This window comes from Chitinophaga eiseniae, from assembly GCF_900167135.1.
In the GTDB taxonomy this organism is placed as follows: Bacteria; Bacteroidota; Bacteroidia; order Chitinophagales; family Chitinophagaceae; genus Chitinophaga; species Chitinophaga eiseniae.
In genome coordinates, this window is the sequence record NZ_FUWZ01000001.1 from 545003 (window position 1) to 570580 (window position 25578).

Below are 25578 nucleotides of genomic sequence, written 5' to 3' on the forward strand. Positions count from 1 at the left end.
TCTATATGAGAAATTATACGCTTTCGTTTATTCACAAAACCATCCTCGTGGCCGGAATGCTGCTGATGTTGAGCAGCCGGCTGCTGGCGCAGACCGATATCAACATCGGCACCGGGACCACGGGAAACAGCGATATCGGATATCCCTGCCCGTTACAGGACTATTTCGAAGGTAACAGGGCACAGTACCTGTTCACCGCAGCGGAACTCAGCGCTGCCGGTATGGCCCCGGGATATATTACCGGTATCAAGTTCGTTGTTAAAAACCTGAACACTGCCGATGTGATCGAACAATACGGGATCAGCATCGGCGGTACTACCGTAGGCACGCTCGACGAAACCAGCTGGGTGCCCGGTACGACCGTAGTACGCGCCCCGGCAGACTATACCATTCTCAATGGTGTGAACAACTTCCCTTTCAGTAATAACTTCTTCTGGAACGGAACTGACAACATTGTGGTGGAAGTGTGCAGTGGCGCACAGGTCACAGATCCCGGCACCTTCTATTCCAACAATCCGGAAGTGGCTTTCACCACCGGACTGACGTTCAACGGCTCGCATACCTATCGCGCCGATAACGAAAATAACCTCTGCGGTACCACCGATACTGATAACACCGGTACCATGACCACCCGCCCGAACATCACCTTTTCCTGGATACCTGCCACCCCCTGTACCGGCACACCCAACGCAGGCACCGCAGTTTCCAGTGTAAGCACGGTGTGTCTGAACGGTACTTTTGATTTGCGGTTGACAGGCGCCACGGTGGCTTCCGGGCTGACTTACCAATGGCAACAGTCCGCCAATAACACTACCTGGACCAATATCGCCGGCGCCACCAAGAGCATGCTGACTACCACACAGTCCGCCTCCACCTGGTACCGTTGTATCGTTACCTGTACCACAAGTACGCAAACGGCTACTTCCGCGAGCGTAAACGTAACGTCGCCCACATTGGTGTCCGGTACGTTCACCATCAACAAAGGGGCGCCTACGGGAGGCACCAACTTTGCTTCTTTCAACGATGCCTATAATTATCTTAAATGCGGTATCAGCGGCCCCGTAATATTTAATGTGGTGGCTAACAGCGGCCCCTATACGGAGCAGTTGCTGCTGAAACCCGTGCCAGGCGCCTCCGCCACCAACACTATTACCTTTAACGGTAACGGCGATACGCTGAAATTTGCCGGCACCTCTGCCAACAGGGGAGTGATCCAGCTGGATAACGCCGACTACTTCACTTTTAACAACCTGGTGATAAAAGCCACCGGCACCGGTTCTTCCGGTTATGGCTGGGGCGTTTTCCTCACCAACGACGCTGATTTTAATACCATTAAGAACTCCACCATACTGGTAGATTCCACATCTACCAGCAGCACTGCCTATGCCGGCATTGTGATCAGCAGTTCCTACACATCGCCTACCACCTCCGGTGATGCCAAATGTGATAATAATACTTTCGCCTCCAATAAAATTATTGGCGGCTACTATGGTATTGTGCTCACAGGCAGCAGCACCATGGCCAATATGAGCAATAAGATCACCAACAATACGATTACCGAATTCTATAATTCCGGGGTGAATGCCAGCGGATCATTTAACACGTTAGTGGAGAACAATATCATCAGCAGGCCGACCCGGTCCACGGTGTCGACCTTCTATGGTATTAATTTCTCCAACCTGAATACCAAAGCCAATATTACCCGTAACCGCATCAGCAACCCCTTCGGCGGTGCGCCTGCCAGCGTGAGCGCCAGTTATGGTATTTACTTCTCCGGTACCGACGCGTTGTCGCAACTGGAGAACGTGGTGTCGAACAACCTGGTCTATAACTTCACGGGCAGGGGAGATGCCTACGGTATCTATAACTCCAGCTCCGACAACGTTTGGTATTTCCATAATACCATTGCGCTGGACGGAACCTCTACCAGCTCCACCACCTATACGGCACGTGGCTTCTATCAGACGTCCAAAGCCGACGGTATTGAATTTATCAATAACCTCATCGCAGTCACCCGTGGCGGTGGCGGCAGCAAATACGCTGTGTATTTTGGTACCACCACCGGTACCATTCATGCCAACAATAACCTGTACTATCTGGCCGCACAGGGCGGTACCAGTTTTACCGGGTATTATAATGCCAACCGCAGCTCGCTGCTGGACTGGAAGACCGCTTCCCAGCAAGACACTGCGTCGCTGGCCTCCAACCCGCTGTTTGCAGGCGTGGCTTCCGGTAACTATCAGCCTACCAGCGCTTCTGTAGATAACAAAGGGCTGCCGGCCGGCATTACTGTCGATATTAACAGCAATACCCGCAGCACCACCACACCGGACATCGGCGCTTATGAGTTTACGCCCGGTCCGTGTACAACGCCACCCACACCCGGCGAAGCTACGGTGAGCGCCACACCGGTATGTATCAACCGCAAAGTGTCACTCAGCCTGATCAACAACAGTATCGGCCTGGGACAGAGCTACCAGTGGCAAACAGCCACAGCGGCTGCAGGGCCCTATACCAACATCGGAAACCCGATGACCAATCCGGATACGACTATAACGGCAGCGGCTACCCTGTATTACCGTGTGGCAGTCACCTGTAGCGGCAATACAGCTTACAGCGCACCGGTGCAGCTCACCGTGAACCCGGCTTTCCCGGGCGGTACCTATACCATTAACAAGGGGGCACCGTCCAGCGCGACCAACTTCGTCAGCTTTAACGCTGCCAAAGCGGCCATGGAATGCGGTATCGCAGGTCCGGTGGTATTCAACGTAGTATCCGGCTCCGGTCCCTACGCCGAGCAGCTGATACTCGACTCCATCGCCGGTATGTCCGCTACCAATACCGTGACTTTTAACGGTAACGGCAACACGATCAAGTTTGCACCAAATGATGATAATGAAAGAGCCGTGATCAAACTGCGTGGGGCCGACTACATCACTTTTGACAGCCTCGTGATAGACGCCCGTGGCGGTACTTATGGCTACGGCGTACAACTGCTGGCGAATGCGGACAGGAATAAAATTACCCATAGCCGCATCCTGACAGATAATACCTCTACCAGCTCCAGCGTCGCTGGTGTCGTGATCAACGGCGCGGATGCCAGCACCAGCAGCGGTACCAACAACGGCTGCGACAGCAACCTGGTAAGTGGCAACAAGATCGACGGCGGTTATTACGGCGTGATCGTCTACGGCGCCTCATCGGGATCGCCGGCCGGTAACCGTATCGATAGCAATGCCATCAGCGAATTCTATTCCTACGGCGTGTACCTGTATAATGCGGAAAATACCGTTGTAGACCATAACGACATCTTCCGGACAACGCGCAGCAGCGTGTCTTACTCCAACTATGGCGTTAGCGTAAGTAGTAAAGGCGATGGTAACATTATCAGCGGTAACCGCATTCACGGCCTCTTTAACGGCGCTACCGGCACCACCAACTCCTTCTATGGTATTGAGTTCACCAGTGCCGACGCGACCGCTGCCAACCCCGCGAAGATCATTAATAACGTGATTTATGATATCCGTGGCGGTGGTACCCAGCGTGGTTTCTATAACTATAGCAGCGACTTTACGCTGTATTACCATAACACCGTTGCCCTGAACGACGCTGTCAATACCAGCAGCGCAGAAGCTACCGGTATTTACCAGTCCAGCACCGTGGCGGGCGTTCAGTTCCTCGATAACATCCTCGATATCAGCCGCACAGGTGGCGGCAACAGGACCGGTATTTCTATTGCGGCTTCCGCAGAATTCAAATCCGACTACAACGATATCTTCGTGCAGAGCAGCCGTAATACCGCCTACACCGGTAATAACGGTACCAACTACGCTACACTGGCCGACTGGCGCGCAGGTGCGAAACTGGACAGCAACTCCCTCGCTGTTCAGCCGGTATTTGCAGATCCTTCCGTTGGTAATTTCGCACCGGTAATTTCTCCGTTGGATAACAGCGGCCGCCCGGTAGGCGTAACCAAAGATATCCTCGGTGTTACCCGTAGCACCACCACACCGGATATGGGTGCTTTTGAAATCAACATCCCGGAATGTACCTCTCCGCCGGTAGCCGGTAATGCTACGGTAGATCCGACCACGCCGATTTGTATGGGCACCGCTATCAAGCTGGACCTTGTGGGTAACAGCAAAGGTGGTCATCAGACCTATCAATGGCAGGTATCCGCTAACGCTGCCGGTCCGTGGAAATATGTGAGCGACACCCAGTACGTAAGTGTTTACAACACCATCGCCGGTGCTGAGAAATACTATCGTTGCGCTGTGGTGTGCAGCAACAGGGACACGGTATACTCCACACCGGTGAAAGTAAACCTGAATGATCCTTTACTGGCAGGCACTTACACCATTAACCCGGCGCTGCCTTCCAGCACGACCAACTTCCAGTCCTTCGCCGCTGCGGTGTCCAAACTGGAATGCGGTATCGCAGGACCGGTGCTGTTCCTCGCTGCCAACGGTTCTTATACCGAACAGCTGACTATGAGGCATATCCCCGGCGCTTCCACGGTGAACAGGGTGACCTTCAGCAGCGCCTCCGGTAATGCGGCAGACGTGACTATCACCTATGCAGGTACTTCCGCACGGAACTATGTGCTGAAACTTGACAGCGTGGATTATGTGACCTGGAGAAAAATCACCTTCAAACCCACCGGTACTACCTATGCAAGGGCAGTGGAGTTTGCGAAGAAAGCTTCTTTTGACAGCCTGCAGCTTTGTACCATCACATTGCCGGTTACGACTTCGACCGGTACCAACAGCGCCGGTGTTTACGCCAGCAACTGTCTCGGTCTGGGCAACGTGATCACCGGTAACACCATCACCGAAGGTAGTAACGGCGTATACTGGCAGAACGGCTATGGGGACAATATGTCTCCCGGCGTCACTATCGACAGCAACACCATCGCCCGTTCCTACAGTTACGGTATTTATGCCGAGTATGTCAACAGGCTGGTGGCCCAAAAGAACACCATCAACCTGAGTGGCGCGCTGGCAAGCACTGCGTACGGTATCTATGCCGATGATTGCGATACCGCCATTAGCATTGTAAGGAACAAAATCAATATTAATAATACCAGCTCCAAAGGATATGCGATCTACCTCACTTACTGTCAACCGGGAGCAGGTGCTCCGGGCCGCGTGACCGGCAACGAGATCTATGCCCGCACCGCCAACACCGGTGAGCTGAGAGGTATTACGCTGACGTCTTCCAACCGTATCAGTGTGAACAACAACGTGGTGAGCGTTCATACCACTGCCAGCAATTCGTATGGTGTTTACAGTGAGTACGGTAATAATCTCAATTATCTCAATAACAGTATCCTCAATACTTCCACCAGCAGCAACAACAACTATGCAGCTTATTTCGCGCATACTTCTTCTTCTGCATCACCGGTGAAAGTGAGGAATAACATTTTCGCGGCCGATACAGGCCGTACCATGTATGTGGGCAACCCGAACTTCCTGAACAGCGATTATAACACGCTGTATACGAAAGGTGCTGTGTTGGTAAGACAAAATACGCCGGGCACCTCGTATGGCACACTGGCGGCTTACCGTACCGGTAGCGGCCTGGATGCCAACTCACTGGTGTACAAACCTGCCTTTGTGGGTCCGGCCGACCTGCATCCGGTGCTGACCGATCCGGAAGTATGGGCTATCCATGGCCGTGGCGTACAGGTGCCGGGCAACGATAAAGACATCGACGGTAAACCGAGGCCGGTGACATTACAGGAAGGGGTGCCGGACATGGGTGCTTATGAGTTCCTGCCAACCTCCGTGCCGCCGGCATTACCGGCTTTCCCGGCCGCTCCGGCAGCAGGTGTTACCCAAACGTTCATGTTTGGTACCGACACCGTGACGAAGGTGACCTGGAACAATGCCACTTTGCCCTCTAATATGACCGTGCGTCGCTATTCCGGTGTGAAACCGCCGAATATCGCTCCGGGAACAGACTTCATGTATTTCTATACAGACGTGGACGTTACCCCGGCCAGCGGCGTGTACAACTTCAACATCCAGCAGTTCTACCTCGATCCATGGCAGGGATATATCAAACGCCAGAAAGATATCCGGCTGGCGATGACCGACAGCACGGACAAATGGAAGACAGATACGCTGAGCAAGGTGAATGACATCACTAACGTGATCACCGACAGCACCCTGCATTATTTCGATAAATTCACCGGCCTGAATGGCGGCAACAACGCGCCGCAGCAGCTGCAGCCGGCAGACAGTTCCAACAGGGGCACCCGTTTCTGGGTGGGCTACGGCCACCACCAGTTCTTCACCGGTGATAACAGCCAGCAGATGGTGCTGTACCTGAACGCGAAAGATTCCTCTAACGTCACCGTAAGAGTGAATGGCACCGCCTGGGAACGCACCTATCACATTCCGGCCAATAAAACCATCACGACGGAAACACTGCCCAAAGGCGGTATGAACGACGCCCGTCTGCTGGAAGAAGGCTGGTCCGACAGAGGTATCAGCATCGAAAGTGACGTGCCCATCGTAGCCTATGCGCATATTTATGGCAGCGCCTCTTCCGGCGCCTCCATGCTGCTGCCGGTAGGTACTTATGGTTACGATTATTATGCCCTTACCTCCAGGCAGAATTATTCCACGGATACTTACTCCTGGTTCTATGTGGTGGCGGATTATGACAATACCACCCTGGAGATCACGCCGACCGTGCCTACGCTGGCCGGCAGGCCTGCCAACCAGACGTTTACCGTGACGCTGAACAAAGGAGAGGTATACCAGGTGTTGGGTTCGCTGCAAGCCGGTTCTGAGGGATACGATGTATCCGGCTCCCATGTACGCTCCATCGTTAACAGCGACGGTAAGTGCTTCCCGGTTGCCTTCTTCTCCGGTAGCAGCCGTACCGGCATCGGATGCGGCAACAGCGCCGGTTCTTCCGGTGATAACCTGATCCAGCAGAACTTCCCGTCACAGGCCTGGGGTAAAAAATACCTGACGGCGCCGACTTCCATCGATGATGACGCCGCCAGCTTTATGACCAACATCTTCCGGGTGCTGGTAAAAGACCCGGCCACAGTGGTGAAACGTAATGGCGTAGCGTTAACAGGGTTAATCAATAACCGCTTCTACCAGTTTGAAAGTAATACCGCTGATTATATCGACGCCAATCAGCCGGTGATGGTAGCGCAGTATATGTCATCCAGCGGATCCTGTGACAACACATGGGGCGACGGTGATCCGGAAATGATCTATGTCAGCCCGCTGGAACAAGGTATCAAACAAGTCGGTTTGTACCGCAATACCGTTGAGTCTATCAACACCAACTATCTTACCCTCATCATACCAACAGGCGGATTGAGTTCTTTACGGATCGACGGCAGCAACGTGTTTGACCACACCTATGCACATCCTAACTATACCGGTTATACGGTGGTAGTGAAAAGGTGGGATGCAGACGCTGCGCAATGTAATGTTATCGCAGACTCGGCCTTCACCGCTATCACCTATGGTCTTGGCAGTGTGGAAAGCTACGGTTACAACGCCGGAACGCTCGTAAAGAACCTCAATATCCTGCCGGCCTTCAGCAACGTGCTGAATCCGTCCAGCGGCAGCAACAACACGTACACCTGCGTGAAAACGCCGTTCCGTTTCTCCATGTTGATACCGGTGAAACCCACCAAACTCACCTGGAAGCTGAGCGCTGTGAAGAACCTGACGCCAGCGGTGGACGTGGTACAGACCAACCCGGTACCGAAAGATTCGTTGATCGCCAACGAACGTACTTACTACCGTTTTGTGCTGCCGGATGAATATGTGTTCTCCGCGCCGGGCACTTACAATATCCCGATCGAGATCTCCCATCCGGACATTGAAAGCTGTAACAACAGCTTTGAGGCCATCCTCACGATGAAAGTTATACCGGCGCCCGTGGTGAACTTCACCAGCAACTACACCGGCTGTGTGGGCGATGTGGCCCAGTTTACTGGTAGCGCCACTACCAGCAATAATGTGGGTATCAGCAGCTGGAACTGGAATTTCGGTGATACTACCTACGCATACCGGAAGGATACCACCAAACAGTTTAAATACCCCGGCATCCACAAAGTGAAGCTCAGTATCGTTGCGGCAGAAGGCTGTATCGGCGATACCACGAAAGAAGTGGAAGTATATACGCCGGGCGTGGCCGCGGTGGTGAAAGACTCCCTGACCGTGTGCAGTGGCAGCGATGCATCGCTGGCCGTGAAAGATCCGGAGGCGGGCGTTCTGTACAACTGGTACGACGCACCTGCAGGCGGTAACCTGCTGTTTACCGGTAACGTATACACGATCACAGCTGCTACCGTCAGCGGTACCTACTACCTCGAAGCCATCAACCATGGCTGTCCGGGCGCTACCCGTGCCAAAGTGGTGGTACATGTGCTGCCATTGCTGACGACGCCGGTGGTGAAAGTGGATACCGTAGGCGTCAACCTGATCCGCTTCAAATGGGCGGCGGTGCCGAATGCTACCAGCTACGAAGTGTCTACCGACGGTGGTCTTACCTGGACGCAGCCGTCTTCCGGAAGAGAAGGGCTGGAGCATGTGATCAGCGGCCTGCAGCCTTCCCAGAGCGTGAAGCTCCTCGTGAAGGTGAGAGGTTGCGAAGACAAAATCTCCGATCCGGCCGAAGGCAAAACCCTGCCGGATGGCATCTACATCCCCAATACGTTCACACCGAACAACGACGGTAAGAACGATGTGCTGAAAGTATATGGCTACATCATCAACAAATTACATATCGCCATATTCGACCAGTGGGGTGAAAAAGTGTTTGAGTCCAACAGCCAGGATATAGGATGGGACGGTACTTACAAAGGCAAAACCCTGCCGTCAGGCGTATACATCTATGTGTGTCACCTGGTGCTGAAAGACGGTTCCACCGTAGAGAAGAAAGGAGTGATCAACCTGATCCGATAACCCAAAAATGTAAGGTGATGAAGTACTTGCTTGCTTTCATAATTACAGCTGCGTTGCTGCATGGGGTGTTTCCCCGTGCAGCAGCTACCAGCTGCCGGCAGGGAATAGACAGCCTGGTCAACAGCGCCCGGTCTATCACTGCCTATCCTAATCCGGCCTCCGTGTCCGTGCGTGTGAAATCTGCGAAGAACCTGCGTGAACTGGTGATCTACGCACTGGATGGCAGGCAGGTGAGAAGAGTAGCCGCACCGGGAAAAGATAACCTGGTGCCGGTTTCAGGACTGGGACAAGGTCCTTATATGCTGCGGGCCTTATTTGAAGATGGGACAAGAACCTCAAAGATGATCATCAAACAATAATCATTTCAAGATGAAAAATTGTACAAGATGTTTACCAAAATAACCAATCATCCTGCCTGCCAACGGCTACAGCGATGTCTCATGGCCATATCTGTGTTAGTGTTGCAGTTCGTAGCCTTCAGTTCGCACGCCCAGAATCTTTCCAACAAAGGGAAAGACTTCTGGGTTGGCTACGGACATCATCAGTTCATGGAGCCGGGAGGGGGCAACTCACAGGAGATGATCCTGTACCTGAGCGCCGAACAGGCCGCTACGGTAACAGTGAGTATCACCGGCACTGCCTGGACCCGGACCTACACCATCCCCGCCAATACGGTCATAGCAACAGACCTGATCCCTAAAACAGGCGCCAACGACGCCCGTTTGTATTCACCGCCGCCTTCGTTCGGCGGTACCGGCGGCGAAGGTACCTTCAACAATAAATCGATCCATATTCACAGTAATGTGCCGATCGTAGCCTATGCGCATATCTTCGGCAGCGCCTCTTCCGGCGCTACCATGCTGATGCCGGAAGAAACATGGGGTTATTCCTATATCTCTGTCAACAGTCAGCAGGACTATGCCTCCGATTGTTTCTCCTGGATGTTTGTGGTAGCCAACCAGAACAATACCGTGGTAGAAATTACACCTTCCGTGCTGACCCGTAACGGCCGTGCGCCGGGCGTTCCCTTCACCGTTACCCTTAACCGCGGGGATATCTACCAGCTGGTAGGCGGTGCGCTGGCAGGTTCCAAAGGACGGGAGCTTACCGGTACCACCGTAAAATCTATCGGTAATTCCGCCGGGGAATGTTATCCGGTGGCCGTTTTCTCCGGCAGCAGCCGTACGTCGCAGTCCTGTACCAACAGCGGTGGCAGCGGCGATAACAATATTCAGCAGGTGTTCCCTTTCCAGGCCTGGGGTAAACGTTACCTGACAGCACCGTATTCCCATTCCGGCACGCCTACTTCCAACCAGACATCCATGTATAAAGTAGTAGTGAAAGACCCTGCTACCGTGGTGAAAAAGAACGGCGCGGTCATGGGGCCGTTGATCGCCAACTCCTACTACGAGTACAATAGTAATACCGCCGACTATATTGAAGCCGATAAACCTGTACTGGTAGCCCAATATATGCCGTCTTCCGGCTCCTGCGGCAACAACGATCCGCTGGGAGACCCGGAGATGGTATACCTCAGCCCGATAGAACAGGCTGTTAAAAGAACCGGTTTTTACCGTAACAACCGGGAGTTTATTACGGTCAACTACCTGACGCTGATCATCCCCACCGGCGGTATCGGATCGCTGTTGATCGACGGCAGTCCGTTGTTTAATACCTCCTATCCGCATCCCAACCTCACCGGTTATTCCGTAGTGGTGAAACGCTGGACCGCTGCACAGGCACAATGTATTGTGACCAGCGATTCCGCCTTTACCGCTACCACCTATGGTCTTGGCAGCGTAGAAAGCTATGGCTACAATGCCGGTACACTGATCAACAACCTGAACGCAGTGGGTTCTATTCACAACGAGTACGATACATCTAAAGCTACCAATGATTTTACCTGTACGCAAACGCCGGTGCAACTGTCTATCCTGATGGCCTACAAGCCCACCAAAATGGTGTGGAAACTGAGCCTTCTGGGGGCGGCCATTACACCCAATGCAGATGTGACCGTGAACGCGCCGGTGCCTGTCGCTACCGTGGTGATCAACGGTATCACCTATTATAAATACACTTTGCCCGGCTCCTATAAATTTACCAACACCGGGGAATTTGATATTACGGTGATGTCTACCCATCCTTCCATAGAGAACTGTACCAACACAGAAAAGGTGGGATATACCATTTCCGTGAAGCCCAAGCCCCGTGCGATATCCAGCTATGCTTATTCAGGTTGTACACTGGACAGCGCCATCTTCAAAGGAGAAAACAATCAACCTGATTATAAGATCGATCGCTGGAAGTGGGAGTTCCCCGGTCCGGCGCTGGACAGTGGCATTGAAGTGCATCATGCCTTCCTGCCGGGACAGGCCAACGTGAAACTGACCGTGATCTCTGCCGATGGTTGTGTAGGAGACACTTCCTTCCAGGTAAAGGCGGTGGCCAAACCGGTGGCCAATTTCACCAGTGATGTGCCATCGCTGTGCGAAGGCGCTCCCGTGAAGCTGACAGACAACTCCACTTACGGCGGAACAACGCCGCTGAAAGAATGGTACTGGGACTTTGGCAACGACTCTGTGAAGAAGGCCACTACCAATGCGCCGGAGTCTATGACGTATGACGGCCATAAAACTTACACCATTAAACATATGGTGAAGGTGAGCGACTTGTGTATCAGCGACACCATTACCAAAACCATCACTGTATACGCGAAGCCTCATGCGGCCTTTACATTCCCCGGTGATTGTCTGCCGGTAAATGGCGTGGTACAGTTTTCCAGCACCGCCACCGTGCCCGATGCACAGACGCTGACCGGCCACAGCTGGGATTTTGGTGATGCCGGCGCTACGCCTGCCAATCCCAACACTTCATTACTGCCGTCTCCTACGCATGCCTATACGAAGTTTGGTACCTACACGATCAAATACCAGGTAACTACCGATAAAGGTTGTACGAAAGATACCACCATCACTGCCAGCTTTAAACTGAAACCACAACTGGCGTATGCACCGGTAAACGGGATATGCGTAAACGTGAAAGGAAGTATCAAAGTGGCCAATGCGGCTGTGCAGAACGGGGTGACCGGCAAGGGCTACTACAAAGGTCCGGCTACCGACTCCTCCGGTAATTTCACACCTTCCGCGGCTGGCGCCGGTACGCATAAAATCTGGTATGTGTTCAACACCAGCACAGGCTGTTCCGATTCCGTGGCTACAGACGTGGTCGTATATCCGAAACCCACCGCCACCTTTACCGCCACCGCCAATGTCTGCCTTGGCCAGCCTGCGTTGATCACTGACCAGTCCACTATCACCGGTGGTGTCATCAGCACCTGGAAATGGGACGACGGTAAAGGCCAGCAGACGCAGGTAAACAACAATACGCCGTTTAATGTGCTTTATACCGCCGATGGCAGCTACACCGTGAAACTGGTGGCTGTCAGCGATCATCAGTGTTTGAGCGATACCGCCTCCATGAAGGTAGGTGTACATCCTTTACCCGAGGTGAACTTCCAGCTGCCAGCATCCATTTGTATGCCGGAAGGTAGCGCGCAGTTCACCAACCTGAGCAAGATCAAGGATAACTCAGCACTTACCTGGAAGTGGAACTTCGGAGATGGCAGCGCTGCCTCCGCGCTGAAAGACCCGCTGCATAACTATACAGCCTATGGTCCGTTTGACGTAGTGCTGGCAGCCACTTCCCCCTTCGGTTGCGCCGATAGCGCCACCAAGCGTATGGAAGCTTTCTTCGGTCAGCCCGTCGCTTCATTTAAGGTATCTCCGGATACTTTGTGCCAGGGAACAGATAATACGTTCACCGACCAGAGCACCGACGCTAAAAGCAATATCACCACCTGGGCATGGGAATTTGGCGATGGTTCTACTTCTTCCGCGCAGAACCCGGTGAAGAAATACACTGAGCCCGGTGAGTACGGCGTAAAACTGAAAGTGAGTAACGCCGCAGGATGCACGTCAGCACCTTTCACCAGTAAAGTGGTGGTGTACCTGCAACCGGTGATTGATGCAGGGCAGTCGTTTGTGGTACCGCAGGGAACGGTGATCACTTTCAGGCCTACTGCCAATGATTCGGTGAACCTGAAGTTCCGTTGGGAACCGGCAGCTGACTTCCCGAACCCGACGCTGCTGTCGCCCTCTATCCCGGCTATGCATGACGAGGTGTATACGCTGACCGCCACCGGAAAACACAACTGTACCGCTAAAGACCAGCTGTCTGTTAAAGTGCTGAAGCCCGTGTTGCCACCCAATGCGTTCTCTCCCAACGGCGATAATATCAACGACAAATGGGTGATCTACAACCTGAGCGACTATCCCGACAGCAAGGTGGAAGTATTCAACCGCTATGGTCAACGGGTGTATCAGTCCACCGGTTATCCACAGCCCTGGGATGGCAGCTTTAAGGGCAACCCGTTGCCGGTCGGCACTTACTATTACGTCATCACCCTGCGTAACGGATTTGCGCCGCTGTCAGGGTATGTGGCCATCATCCGATAACGAACATTATTCACATAAAACACCGACACAAAATGAGAATAAAAATTGCAACATGGCTCATGTCAGTGACAGCCCTCTTCGCCTGCTCCAGGGCGATGGCCCAGGCTGACCCGCATTTCTCGCAGTATTATACCTATCCGTCGTGGCTCAACCCGGCCCTGACCGGGGCTTTCGACGGAGATTACCGGATTGCTGCGATATACCGGACACAATGGGGAAATATCAGCCCGTTTAAAACATATGGTATCACGGCCGAAGTACCGACCGCCAAAAATATCAACTTCGGCGCCAGTGTGCTGAACCAGGCTGCCGGCGATGGTGGGTACAACTATACCACCGGGTATGTCAGCGCCGCTTACACCGGTGTGAAGCTGGACGCTGCGCATTATCACCAGCTTAACTTCGGGCTGCAGCTGGGGTTTATCCAGCGCCGCTTCGATCCTTCCAAGCTCACCTTCGGTGAGCAATGGAACCCGGTGACAGGCTATAATCCCGCTAACCCGGTAACGGATGTACTGACCCGCACTTCTTCACTTTCTTTTGATGCCGGTGCCGGTGCGCTCTATTACGATGCCACACCCGGTAAGAAGTTTAATATCTATGGCGGTTTTTCGGTGATACATCTCACCCGGCCGCAGGACCAGTTTGCCGCTGCCGGCGATGCCCGTTTTCCCATGCGCTTTAACGTGCATGGCGGCGTGAAACTAACGTTGTCGGACATACTGAGCATTACGCCCAACTTCCTGTTTATGGCGCAGGGCCCGGCGCAGGAGAAGATGATTGGCGCTTATGGTCAACTGAAAGCGGCGCCTGAAACGGATTTCCTGCTGGGTCTGAACTACCGCCTGAAGGATGCTTTCACCACCCATGCCGGGTTTATTTACAAGAGTATGATGCTGGGGGTGAGCTATGATATCAATACCTCCGACCTGAGCAAGATGGCCCGCGGTTCCAACAGTTTCGAAGTATCGCTCACTTTTATCGGAAGAAGGAAAGTGAAGACGCCGGAAGTGGAATTCGTATGCCCCCGTTTGTAATTCATCTCTACATGTAACAGACATCTCATGAAAAAAATATTATTTACCGCATCCGTGTTACTGGCCACCATGACGCTACAGGCGCAGTTTACCTACGATTATCTGAAAGCGGCCGATCAATACTATAAGAAGGAAGACTATAATTCGGCCGTGCAGTATTATGAAAAATACCTCGGCACCAGGAACAAATCTTTTCGACAGGATTCCTATAAACCTTATGCAGCGGTGAATGCCAGCCGTAAAACAACGGTGCCGGTGAGCAGCGCGCAGCAGGCGGTATATAAACTGGCGGAAAGCTACCGTAACCTGCATAACTATGAAAAGGCGGCGCCGCACTACGAAACGGTGCTGGAAGCCGACGCGAAAAGTTTCCCGCTGGCAGCCTATTATTATGCTGTTTCCCTCCGTGCCCTCGGTAAGTATGAAGACGCAGAGAAAGCGTTCCATAATTTTCTGCAGGGCTACGGTTCCAAAGACAGCTACAGTGCCGCTGCCGAACGGGAAGTGAATAACCTCGCATTTGTCAATGCTCAATTGAAACGGTCTGACCTGTCCCTCTATGAAATACGCAAAGCGCCGGCAGCACTCAATACTACCGGCGCCAGCTACGCGCCGCTCTGGACGGCTGATGGCGCGTTGCTGTTTACCTCTACGCGTCCGGACCCTGCGAAGAACAAAGGTTTTGTCAACAGGGTGTATACCGCCGACTATGCCGACGGGCAGGCTGCCAACATTAAATTGTTGGCGGTCGCCCAACCTGAATCGCTGCACCAGGGCGCCGTCAGCATCACCCCTGACGGGCAGCAGCTGTTCATCACCCGCTGGCAGATCGATCATGGGAAAAAAGTGACTTCCCTCTGGGTGTCCCGCAAAAGCGGCAGTAATTGGAGCGAGCCGGTAGCATTAGATGCTGTGATCAATGTTCCAGGCAGTAATACACAGCAGCCTTTTGTACTGCCCGATGGTAAACACCTGCTGTATGCCAGCGACCGCCCCGGAGGACAGGGAGGGTTTGACCTGTGGTACGCCACGCTGGATGAAACAGGTAAACCTGTAAGTACCGCGAATCTCGGCGAGGTGATCAATACGGCGGATAACGAACAGGCGCCTTATTATCATGCAGCGACCCGCACGCTGGTGTTTTCCACCGATGGAAGGACCGGCATGGGCGGTTACGATTTCTTCAGCAGCAAGGGAGAGCCGGGCAACTTTCAGGCGCCGGTGAATATGGGATATCCCGTCAATTCCGTCAAGGACGACATTTACTTCGCCAGCCGGAGCAATAACCGCAACCTGTTGGACGATGTGCTGCTGGGCACGGACAGGGCGGCGGAATGTTGCCTCGAACTTTTCTTTCTGCATAAAACCCGTCCAGCGCGGCAGCTGAGCGGTATCGTGGTGGCATGTAACAGTAATACGCCGGTAGCAGGAGCAGAAGTACGTATCATCGATACCGTTAGTCACCAGGTAGTCACCACCCGCAGCACCGGTGCTGATGGCAGCTATGCTTTCACGTTGGATGAATACCAGCCGCTGGTAGCTATCGCTAATGCCGTGGGTTATACGCAGGGCACGCAACACATTGACCTGCCGCAGAATGAAGATACCGCCGCTATCACCGCACCGGCGTTGTGCCTTACCCCGATTGTGACACCACCGTCTCCGGTGACGCTTGAAAATGTGTACTACGATTATGATAAAGCGACGCTGAAGCCCGAGTCCTCCGCATCGCTGGATAAACTGGCAGCACTGCTGGAGGAAAATCCCGACATGGAGATTGAACTGGCTGCCCATACCGACAGTAAAGGCGGCAAACGCTACAATCAGCGCCTGTCTGAAGCCCGCGCCAAGAGCTGCGTAGACTATCTGGTGGAAAAAGGAATAGATGCGCACCGGCTCACCTACAAAGGTTATGGCGCCACTATGCCGATAGCGCCCAATACGCTGCCGGACGGATCAGACAATCCGGAAGGAAGACAGCAGAACAGAAGGACCACCTTCACAATACTGAAGAAATAGGAGCGGACCTGTTTTTAACCTAAAACATTGAGTCATGAAAAAGTTTGTGTTAACTGGTCTGATAGGATTGATGGCGATGTGGGCGCAGGCGCAGCAGCAGCCGCACTACACACAGTATATCATGAATCCTTTCATCATCAATCCTGCTGTGGCAGGAATAGAAAACTACTGGGACCTGCGCCTGAGCCACCGGCATCAGTGGGCGGGATTGAATGGTGCGCCGGTGACCACCTATCTGACGGTGCACGGGCCGTTGCGCAAATCGGATTACAGCAGTGCTTCGCCTACAGGCTTTGAGATGCCGGGAGAAAATCCGCGGGGCAAAGCTTACTGGCGCGACTATACGACGCCTCCGCCGCACCCCGGCGCCGGCCTGACCATTCTGAATGACAAAGCCGGCCCGCTGAACCGCTTCGCCATTAGCGCTGCCTATGCGCATCATATCAACTTGACGCCCACGATGAGCCTCAGTGCGGGGTTGTCGCTCGGTATGCAACAGGTGAGCCTGGATGCAGGCAAGGTAGGTTTCCTGGACCCCAATGACCCCGCCATCAACGGTACGGGCATCCTGAACCGCTGGCGGCCGGACATCGGCGCAGGTCTGTGGCTGTATGCCGCTGATTTTTTTGCCGGGGCTTCTGCACAGAATATCATCCCGCAGAAAATCGGTTTTGATAACGGTAAGCTGGCCGGCGATAGCCTGTACCAGGGAAAGCTGGTGCCACACCTCTTTTTTACGACGGGCTACCGCTTATGGATCAACGATGATATTAATGTGCTGCCTTCTGTTATGGTGAAGTTTATCACGGCTATGCCGGTGAGCGTGGATGTTAATGCGCGCATGATGTTCCGCGACCGTTTCTGGGCAGGGGCCTCATATCGCCTGCATGACGGGGTGGCGGGCATGTTTGGGGTGAACATCAACTCTACTTTCAATATCGGTTACTCTTACGACTATACGGCGTCGACACTAAATACTGTCAGCAAGGGATCGCATGAGATCATGATCGGTTTCCTGTTGGGTAACAAATACGGGGACACCTGTCCACGGAATGTATGGTAGAAACATCAATCAAAATAAACACTTAAATCCAAATTGTAATGATGAAACAAGTATTGCGCTGCATGCCCTATGCACTTATTCTTTCTGTTGTAGTTTGCTTCATGTCCTGCTCCAAAGATGGTCCGCAGGGTCCTGCCGGTCCTAATGGTTCCAATGGCGCACAGGGTCCGCAGGGTCCCAAAGGTGATCCGGGGGACCCGGGTTCTGCCAATGTTATTTATTCCGGCTGGTTGGATGTTCGTTTTCAGGGAGCGCAGACAGTGACCAATCCTGATGGCACGGTAGATACGGTATTATATGCTGCCGCAATCAATGCGCCTAAACTGGATTCTGCCGTATTGGCCAATGCATTGGTGAATGTGTATATCAACCTCGGGACGGCATCTCAGCAGAGTATCGTGCTGTTGCCTTACACCGATGAGTTTGGAACACTGATCCGTTATGTGGCAGCGTCCAAATCCATCAATCTTATTTCTAATGGTAATCCCAGTACCCAGACGACTACGGCTGGTAAACGTTATCAATACCGTTACGTGATTGTGCCGGGTGGCGTATCTGCCCGCTCCTCCGGCAGTCTGGACTGGAAAAATTATAGCCAGGTTCGGCAAGCGCTGAACCTGCAAGACTAGGTTATTTACTCATAGCCTCCAGCATATAGAAACTATGGTCTCCCTGTCGAGGGAGACCGTTTCCTGAACCTATTTTTTAACGCTTGAAACCTGTGTATGAACAAGTATTCTGATTTTACCGACCACGAGTTGATTCGCCTGTACGTAGATGGCGATAACCACGCGTTCACCACGCTGGTACATCGTCATAAAAACAGATTATATACCACTATCGTGCTGCTGGTACGCAACCGCGATCTGGCAGAAGATATTTTTCAGGAAGTATTTATCAAGATTGTCAATGCCCTGCATAGCGGGCAATATGCTGACAATAACCGTTTCCTCGCCTGGGCGGTGCGGATTGCCCACAACTGCTGTATCAGCCACTTCCGTAAAGCCAGCGCCTGGGGTAAAACGATGGTAGCTCCCTATAATGATGAGATGGGAGACAGCCTGGACCTGATGGAACACAGTGCCGAGCATCACCTGATCACGCATGAAACCAACCAGGAAATCGGCGCTATGCTGGACCAGCTGCCGCCGGTACAGCGCGAAGCCGTGATTTTACGGTATTATGCAGACCTGAGTTACAAAGAGATGGCCCAGACAATTGGTATCAGTATCAATACGGCGTTGGGCAGGGTACGTTACGCGATCATGAACCTGCGGAAACAGATGTTGGTAGAAGGGGTTTGATATCCGGTATCAATTCGCTGCATTGATAAGGTTAACCACTACTTTAATCATCATGTCCATTTCATCTGCTTTACTTTCAGCAATCATCAGTGTCATGGCTACGAGTGCGTTGTCCGCGATACGTTTGGACCCGTCTTTCCGGTAGAGCAAATTATTTTTCCCCATAAACCAGACAAACAGAAAAGCAGCGATACGCTTGTTGCCATCTGAAAACGAATGGTTTTTGACCACAAAGTATAACAGGTGCGCTGCTTTTTCTTCTACGCCGGGGTATAATGTTATGCCGTCGAACGTCTGGTAAATTACCGCCAGGGAACTGCGGAAGGAATCGTCTTTTTCGTTGCCAAAGAGGCTGCTGCCTCCGAACTTGTCTTTCAGTCCGTGGATAGCAGCCATGGCAGCCGGATAGGTAATGTGGAAAAGATTGTCCGCCGTAGTGCCGGTGATCTGTAGCCGCTGGTGGTCGTACTGATCAAGAATGTCTAACGCATAGGCATAATCGGTCAGCACCTGCTGCAAGGCCGCTGTCTCATCGGTAGGCATGGCCGGGGCTGCTGGTAACAGCTGGGCGTTGAGGGTTTTGCTGACCCAGGACCGGAACTGTATGCAGCGTTTGGAGGAAATGCGGTAGGCAATGGCAATGGCTATTTCCAGTGCATAGCTATCGGTGCCATTGTTGGTAGATGCTTCTTCGGCTTCCCCTTCCAGGTAAAGTTTTTCGATGTGAAGACGGATTTCTTCCTCCGTTAGTTCAAGAAGTGCTGCTATTTGAGGTATGTCGAGCCAAATAACGCCTTCATGGAGTGTTGCAGTAATGGCAACCTGGTGATCTGTTATTGGATGGCGAAGAGAAGAATTTTGGGTAACTATGTTGAACATCAATAGTGGAGTTGGATATTCTGGTAATAATGGATGCTATCAGAGCCTGATGGATAATTGTACTTGACCACCCAGACCTATTGTGACGATTTTTTGTAATGTTGAAAGCCGGACCTCCTTCACATCATTTTCGATTTTAGAAATGTACGATTTGGTAGTCCCGACTTTATCCGCCAGCTCCTCCTGCGTTAATCCTTTTGCTAATCGCGCTTCATGCAACAATGCTCCTATTTTAAAGATTTCATAACCGGCATCGAATTCATCCCTCTTTGGAGTTCCGCGTTTGCCGTAGTGTTTATCCATGAATTGATCGAGCGTCGTGAGATTATTTTTTTTGTTTTTCATATTCATATTCTTTTTTAATCTTCAATGCTTTGATTATTTCCTGTTTAGGTGTTTGGGGAGACTTTTTTTGAAAGCCGTTAACTAAGACTATGAGCTGTCCTTCATCGAAAAAGCAAAAGCAAAAGATGCGGTAGTAATCACTGTAATAATGAATGCGAATTTCATAAAGTCCATTTGTGCCTTCAATGTGTTTTAGATATGTTTCCGGAACTCTTTTTTGATGTTCCAGCAGCTGCAAGGTCCACAATATTTTGTTCTGCACCTTGTCCTGTTGCTTCGTAATAAAGTCTTCAAAATAGTTTTTGTAGAATGTAACAGGTCTATATTTATTTGTCTTCATGTAAAATATTAAAAGTTTTCCTAAAGGGCAACTTTTTTTGTTTAATAATATTTATTTTATTGTATTTTAGTTTTTTATAAATATTTTTTATTTTATTTTGAAATTAATTTTTTACGGATGCTGGGGTTTATTTCGTGCCTTAAGGAGTTCAGGGTACCACAGTGTTTATTGAAGACCTTTGTGTTTTCTTAATATAATGGTGATTGAGCGAATGACAGGTATTTTCTGACATAGGATAACGATTTAAATCTTACCATAACGTGTCCTGCAATTTCATCACTTCCCAGCCTGGGAGGTATAAACTTGGTCGATAAAATAGATTGCGGATCTTTTTCAAAAAAGCCTGACATACGCATAGCTCCTGGCGTAGTTGAATTGGTCGCGGAATACTGAATTTCATGTTAAATTGTTTTGATGAACTGCCCGTAATATCCACCATTCTATTTCCCGAAATGTTAATCACTTGTAAATGATCGAAATTCGATCCCGGTGATTCTCCGGGGGCATTTTTTTGAGAATTACAGTATCGTGCAGAAGCCTGTAGTGTACCACCACAAAGAATTTGTACCTCCCCATAACAGTGCATGACAGCCCGGCCCGCTGTTTTATCTACTTTAGTAAAAAACAGATACAAAAATTCCACATGGCTGTAATCGCAGGTATTATATTCCACTTCATAGGCGGCTTCGCCTCGGGCAGCTTCTACATGCCCTTCAAGAAAGTAAAAGGCTGGCAATGGGAATCGTACTGGCTCGCCGGCGGGCTGTTCTCCTGGCTGATCGTACCCCCGTTGGCGGCATGGCTTACCCTGCCGGGGTTCGCTGAACTGATTGCGCAGGCGTCCTGGAGCACCCTGGGAGCCACCTACGTCTTCGGGCTCCTCTGGGGCATCGGCGGCCTTACCTACGGACTGGGTATCCGTTACCTTGGCATGTCGCTCGGGAATTCGGTGATGCTGGGCTGCTGTTCGCTGTTCGGCGCACTGGTGCCGGCGGTGTATTACAACATGGTGCCTGCGGCGGGGAAAACATCCTTATCGGATATGATCGGCAGCAGCTGGGGACAGGTAGTGCTGGCTGGTATGCTGGTATGTCTCGCAGGCATCTGCATCTGCGGTAAGGCGGGCATGATGAAGGAAAAGGAATTGCCGGAAGAAGAAAAGAAAAAAGCGGTGGCGGAGTTCAACGTGATAAAAGGGCTGATAGTGGGCGTTATCTCGGGCATTCTCAGCTCCTGTTTTGTATACGGCATAGAAGCAGGGAAAAGTATGGCGGAAATGGCGGTAGCGCGCGGACTTGAACCTTTGTACCAGAACAACGTTACCTATGTGGTGCTACTCTGGGGCGGCCTCACCACCAACCTGATATGGTGTGTGCTGCTGAACCTGCGCAACCGCTCTTACAGAGACTATACGAACAAACAGACCCCGCTGGCCGCCAACTATTTCTTCTCAGCGCTGGCCGGTGTAACGTGGTTCCTGCAGTTTTTCTTTTACGGCATGGGCGAAAGCAAACTGGGCAATGGCGCCAGCTCCTGGATACTGCACATGGCTTTTATCATCCTGATCGCTAACCTGTGGGGACTGGCACTGAAAGAGTGGAAGGGCGTCAGCACAAAGGCCAAAGCCACCATCATCGCCGGAAATCTTACTATTCTCCTTTCTGTATTAATCGTTGGTTACGGAAATTCTCTTAAATAAATATTTGTATGTCGCTGGAAAGAACACAGTTTAAAAATGTCAGCTATTTATGGGATGACGCTACGGCGGCGGCTATGGCCGGCGATGAAGTAGCGCTGCTGATATACCGCTCCAATCTGCTGGGCGCCGATCTGCGCCTTACCAACTACGGCGGCGGTAATACTTCCTGTAAAGCCGTCGTGCCGGACCCGCTCACCGGCAGCGAAACGGAAGTCATGTGGGTAAAGGGCTCCGGCGGTGACCTCGGCACCCTGAAACGCAACGGCCTCGCAGCGTTATATACTGACCGCCTCCGCAAGCTGGAGAACGTATACCGCGGCATCGCCTTTGAAGATGAGATGGTGGCGCTGTTCAACCTCTGTTTGTATGATCCTGCCTCCCGGCCTCCATCCATCGATACCCCGCTGCACGCTTTCCTGCCCTTCAAACATATAGACCACCTGCATCCGGATGCGGTGATCGCGATCGCTGCCGCGAAAAACGGACAACAGATCACACAGGAGCTGTTTGGCGGTTCCATCGGATGGGTACCCTGGCAGCGCCCCGGCTTCGACCTGGGACTGCAGCTACGGAAATGCCTGCACAACAACCCGGGCATCCGGGGCATCATCCTCGCCTCTCACGGCCTCTTTACCTGGGGAGATACTGCATATGAATGTTACCTGAACACGCTGGAGGTGATCGACAAAGCGGCGGATTACATCGATGCGAAAGTAGCGCAGCAGCCTGCCGTATTCGGCGGCAGGGTCATACCGGAACTGCCGGCGGAACAACGCCGCAGCCAGGCAGCGGCACTGGCGCCGGTACTGAGGGGCTTCGCCTCCTCCTGTCAGTCGATGGTCGGGCATTTTACAGACGCACCGGAAGTGATGGAATTCATTAACGCCAAAGACCTGCACCGCCTGGCGCCCATGGGCACCAGTTGCCCGGACCACTTCCTGCGGACGAAAATATCCCCGCTGGTGCTAGACCTCGCCCCGGAAGAAGACCTGCACGATCTGCCGGCGATAAAGAACAGGATCGCCCCCCTGTTTGAAGCCTATCGTCGCATGTACGCGGAATATTACCGGCAGTGCAGACACGATAACAGCCCAGCCATGCGCGACCCCAACCCGGTAGTGATACTGTGGCCCGGCGTGGGCATGTTCACCTTCGCCAAAGACAAACAGACAGCCCGCGTGGCCGCTGAATTTTATATCAACGCCATCCATGTAATGCGTGGATCTGAAGCAATTTCTGAGTATATTTCGTTACCAAGGCAGGAAGCTTTCAACATAGAATACTGGTTGCTGGAAGAAGCCAAACTGCAACGGATGCCGGAGCCTAAAGCGCTCAGCGGCCGTGTAGCACTGGTGACCGGCAGCGCCGGCGGCATCGGCAAAGCCATCGCCCGCAAGTTCGTAGCAGAAGGCGCCGTGGTGGTGATCAGCGATAACGACGAAACCCGCCTGCAGAACGCCGGCAGGGAGTTTGAACAGCAGGTCGGCAAAGATGCGTTTGCGGCCGCACTGCTCGATGTGACCCGCCCGGCCACCATCCGGCAGGCTTTCGCACAGGCAGCCCTCAGCTTCGGTGGGGTAGACCTGATCGTGAACTGCGCCGGCCTCTCTATCTCAAAACCGCTGGAAGCCCATACGGAGGCTGACTGGGACCTGCTCTACGACGTGCTCGTGAAAGGTCAGTTCCTCGTCACCCAGGCAGGCGTGGAAGTGATGAGAAAACAACAGCTCGGCGGCGACGTCATTAATATCGTCAGCAAAAACGCCCTGATGAGCGGCCCGGATAACGCCGCCTATGGCTCGGCGAAAGCAGCACAACTGCACCTTAGCAGGCTCAATGCGGCTGAACTGGGAAAAGACCGTATACGCGTCAACGTTGTCAACCCGGATGCGGTCATCTCCGATAGTAAAATATGGGAAGGCGCCTGGGCGGAAGGCCGCGCCAAAGCATATGGCATCACGGTCGCTGAACTACCCGCTTTCTATGCCAAACGCACCCTGCTGAATGAAATCATCCTGCCGGAAGATATCGCCAACGCCTGCTTCGCCCTGGCGGGAGGTCTCCTCCACAAATCCACCGGCAATGTACTCAACGTAGACGGCGGTATCGCCGCCGCTTTTGTCAGATAACAAAAACCGTTTGTATGCAGATAGACCAACATCGGATCACCGCCTGTAACGAGCCCCTCACGGCGGCGCACCAACGCAGGCTTCAATTTCTCAGGCAGGAAATACCACATACGGAAGAAATTATCGGTCAACTGACCGCTTTCCAGGTGGCCATCCCCAGCTGGGCGCTGGGGACCGGCGGTACCCGCTTCGGCCGCTTCCCCGGCGGCGGAGAACCCCGCTCGCTGGAAGAAAAACTGGAAGACATCGGCCTCCTGCATGCGCTCAACCGCGGCAGCGGCGCGGTATCCCTGCACATCCCCTGGGACATCCCCTCCAACGCGGCACACATACGCACCGTAGCCTCCCAGCTGGGACTGCAGTTCGATGCCATGAACTCCAACACCTTCCAGGACCAGCCCGGACAGCAACACAGCTACAAATTCGGCTCTCTCGCCCATACGGACAAGGCTACACGTCAACAGGCGATAGCGCACAACCTGGAAGTAATGCACTATGGCCGCGAACTGGGCGCTAAGGCACTCACCATCTGGCTGAGCGACGGCTCCTGCTTCCCCGGACAGCTGAATTTCCGCCACGCTTTCGACCACGCACTGGAAAGCTTTGGCGAAATTTATCAGGCATTACCGGATGACTGGAAACTGTTCATCGAATACAAAGCCTTTGAACCTAACTTTTATTCCACCACCGTGGGCGACTGGGGCCAGTCACTGCTGTATACTTCCAAGCTGGGACCCAAAGCCTTTACCCTCGTGGACCTGGGACATCACCTGCCTAATGCCAACATCGAACAGATCGTGGCGCTGTTGCTCCGCGAAGGCAAACTGGGCGGCTTCCATTTCAACGATTCCAAATACGGCGACGACGATCTCACCGTCGGCTGTATCCGCCCTTATCAGCTGTTTCTCATCTTCAATGAACTGATAGACGGCATGGACGCCCGCCACATGGAACACGCCACAGACATGGGCTGGATGATCGATGCCAGCCATAATGTGAAAGATCCGCTGGAAGACCTGCTACAGTCCGTGGAGGCCATCCGCATCGCTTATGCACAAGCGCTGCTGGTGGACCGCTCGCGGCTGACGGCTGCGCAAAACAACAACGATACCGTACAGGCGCAGGAAATCCTGCAACACGCCTTCCGTACGGACGTGCGTCCGCTCATCGCAGAAGCCCGCCTCCGCGCCGGCGGCGCGCTGGACCCGCTGGCGGTTTTCAGAAAAGAAAAGGTACGCGATCAGCTGGTCGGTGAAAGAGGTAAAACTACTATCGCTACCGGGCTGTAATCACAGCCCGCCGCC

General features: G+C 52.8%; 14 protein-coding genes. 11 read left to right on the forward strand and 3 right to left on the reverse strand.

Annotation, left to right across the window (positions count from 1 at the left end):
- Positions 1–5: 5 nt before the first annotated feature.
- The 8 genes from B5D63_RS02305 (at position 6) to B5D63_RS02340 (ending at position 18882) form a co-directional block, all read left to right on the forward strand.
- Positions 6–8945, forward strand: a complete 8940-nt coding sequence (locus tag B5D63_RS02305; RefSeq protein ID WP_159455867.1) for an Ig-like domain-containing protein — start codon at positions 6–8, stop codon at positions 8943–8945.
- A gap of 17 nt (positions 8946–8962) precedes the next feature.
- Positions 8963–9304, forward strand: coding sequence for a T9SS type A sorting domain-containing protein (locus B5D63_RS02310; RefSeq protein WP_078667153.1), 342 nt, complete (start codon positions 8963–8965; stop codon positions 9302–9304).
- 27 nt (positions 9305–9331) lie between these two features.
- Positions 9332–13459 (forward strand): PKD domain-containing protein, encoded by a 4128-nt coding sequence (locus B5D63_RS02315; RefSeq protein WP_078667154.1) that lies wholly within the window; start codon positions 9332–9334, stop codon positions 13457–13459.
- 32 nt (positions 13460–13491) lie between these two features.
- A complete protein-coding gene (locus B5D63_RS02320) occupies positions 13492–14496 on the forward strand; it encodes a PorP/SprF family type IX secretion system membrane protein (protein WP_078667155.1) in 1005 nt (334 codons plus the stop codon).
- 27 nt (positions 14497–14523) lie between these two features.
- A complete protein-coding gene (locus B5D63_RS02325) occupies positions 14524–16515 on the forward strand; it encodes an OmpA family protein (protein ID WP_078667156.1) in 1992 nt (663 codons plus the stop codon).
- 34 nt (positions 16516–16549) lie between these two features.
- Positions 16550–17578, forward strand: coding sequence for a PorP/SprF family type IX secretion system membrane protein (locus tag B5D63_RS02330; protein ID WP_078667157.1), 1029 nt, complete (start codon positions 16550–16552; stop codon positions 17576–17578).
- Between the two features lie 38 nt (positions 17579–17616).
- Positions 17617–18207 (forward strand): collagen-like triple helix repeat-containing protein, encoded by a 591-nt coding sequence (locus B5D63_RS34535; RefSeq protein ID WP_143312741.1) that lies wholly within the window; start codon positions 17617–17619, stop codon positions 18205–18207.
- Between the two features lie 96 nt (positions 18208–18303).
- Positions 18304–18882: an RNA polymerase sigma factor gene (locus B5D63_RS02340; RefSeq protein WP_078667158.1), complete on the forward strand. Its 579-nt coding sequence runs from the start codon at positions 18304–18306 to the stop codon at positions 18880–18882.
- Positions 18883–18891: 9 nt separating this feature from the next.
- On the opposite strand, the gene B5D63_RS02345 is transcribed toward B5D63_RS02340, so the two are convergent.
- The 3 genes from B5D63_RS02345 to B5D63_RS02355 are packed head-to-tail and all read right to left on the reverse strand — an operon-like array spanning position 18892 to position 20446.
- Positions 18892–19761 (reverse strand): type II toxin-antitoxin system death-on-curing family toxin, encoded by an 870-nt coding sequence (locus B5D63_RS02345; protein WP_078667159.1) that lies wholly within the window; start codon positions 19759–19761, stop codon positions 18892–18894.
- Between the two features lie 39 nt (positions 19762–19800).
- Positions 19801–20106: a helix-turn-helix domain-containing protein gene (locus B5D63_RS02350; RefSeq protein ID WP_078667160.1), complete on the reverse strand. Its 306-nt coding sequence runs from the start codon at positions 20104–20106 to the stop codon at positions 19801–19803.
- Positions 20087–20446 (reverse strand): type II toxin-antitoxin system RelE/ParE family toxin, encoded by a 360-nt coding sequence (locus B5D63_RS02355; protein WP_078667161.1) that lies wholly within the window; start codon positions 20444–20446, stop codon positions 20087–20089. The genes B5D63_RS02350 and B5D63_RS02355 overlap by 20 nt, the downstream gene beginning before the upstream one ends.
- A gap of 643 nt (positions 20447–21089) precedes the next feature.
- Between B5D63_RS02355 and rhaT the strand changes: the two genes are divergently transcribed.
- The 3 genes from rhaT to B5D63_RS02370 are packed head-to-tail and all read left to right on the forward strand — an operon-like array spanning position 21090 to position 25563.
- Positions 21090–22145 (forward strand): L-rhamnose/proton symporter RhaT, encoded by a 1056-nt coding sequence (gene rhaT, locus B5D63_RS02360; protein WP_078668505.1) that lies wholly within the window; start codon positions 21090–21092, stop codon positions 22143–22145.
- A gap of 8 nt (positions 22146–22153) precedes the next feature.
- Positions 22154–24274 (forward strand): bifunctional aldolase/short-chain dehydrogenase, encoded by a 2121-nt coding sequence (locus tag B5D63_RS02365; RefSeq protein WP_078667162.1) that lies wholly within the window; start codon positions 22154–22156, stop codon positions 24272–24274.
- A gap of 14 nt (positions 24275–24288) precedes the next feature.
- Positions 24289–25563 (forward strand): sugar isomerase, encoded by a 1275-nt coding sequence (locus B5D63_RS02370; protein ID WP_078667163.1) that lies wholly within the window; start codon positions 24289–24291, stop codon positions 25561–25563.
- The last annotated feature ends 15 nt before the right edge of the window (positions 25564–25578 follow it).

Bases quoted from the DNA above. Each gene is read 5' to 3' on its own strand.
- B5D63_RS02305 (WP_159455867.1), top strand. From the start codon at position 6: ATGAGAAATTATACGCTTTCGTTTATTCACAAAACCATCCTCGTGGCC.
- B5D63_RS02310 (WP_078667153.1), top strand. From the start codon at position 8,963: ATGAAGTACTTGCTTGCTTTCATAATTACAGCTGCGTTGCTGCATGGG.
- B5D63_RS02315 (WP_078667154.1), top strand. From the start codon at position 9,332: ATGTTTACCAAAATAACCAATCATCCTGCCTGCCAACGGCTACAGCGA.
- B5D63_RS02320 (WP_078667155.1), top strand. From the start codon at position 13,492: ATGAGAATAAAAATTGCAACATGGCTCATGTCAGTGACAGCCCTCTTC.
- B5D63_RS02325 (WP_078667156.1), top strand. From the start codon at position 14,524: ATGAAAAAAATATTATTTACCGCATCCGTGTTACTGGCCACCATGACG.
- B5D63_RS02330 (WP_078667157.1), top strand. From the start codon at position 16,550: ATGAAAAAGTTTGTGTTAACTGGTCTGATAGGATTGATGGCGATGTGG.
- B5D63_RS34535 (WP_143312741.1), top strand. From the start codon at position 17,617: ATGATGAAACAAGTATTGCGCTGCATGCCCTATGCACTTATTCTTTCT.
- B5D63_RS02340 (WP_078667158.1), top strand. From the start codon at position 18,304: ATGAACAAGTATTCTGATTTTACCGACCACGAGTTGATTCGCCTGTAC.
- B5D63_RS02345 (WP_078667159.1), bottom strand. From the start codon at position 19,761: ATGTTCAACATAGTTACCCAAAATTCTTCTCTTCGCCATCCAATAACA.
- B5D63_RS02350 (WP_078667160.1), bottom strand. From the start codon at position 20,106: ATGAAAAACAAAAAAAATAATCTCACGACGCTCGATCAATTCATGGAT.
- B5D63_RS02355 (WP_078667161.1), bottom strand. From the start codon at position 20,446: ATGAAGACAAATAAATATAGACCTGTTACATTCTACAAAAACTATTTT.
- rhaT (WP_078668505.1), top strand. From the start codon at position 21,090: ATGGCTGTAATCGCAGGTATTATATTCCACTTCATAGGCGGCTTCGCC.
- B5D63_RS02365 (WP_078667162.1), top strand. From the start codon at position 22,154: ATGTCGCTGGAAAGAACACAGTTTAAAAATGTCAGCTATTTATGGGAT.
- B5D63_RS02370 (WP_078667163.1), top strand. From the start codon at position 24,289: ATGCAGATAGACCAACATCGGATCACCGCCTGTAACGAGCCCCTCACG.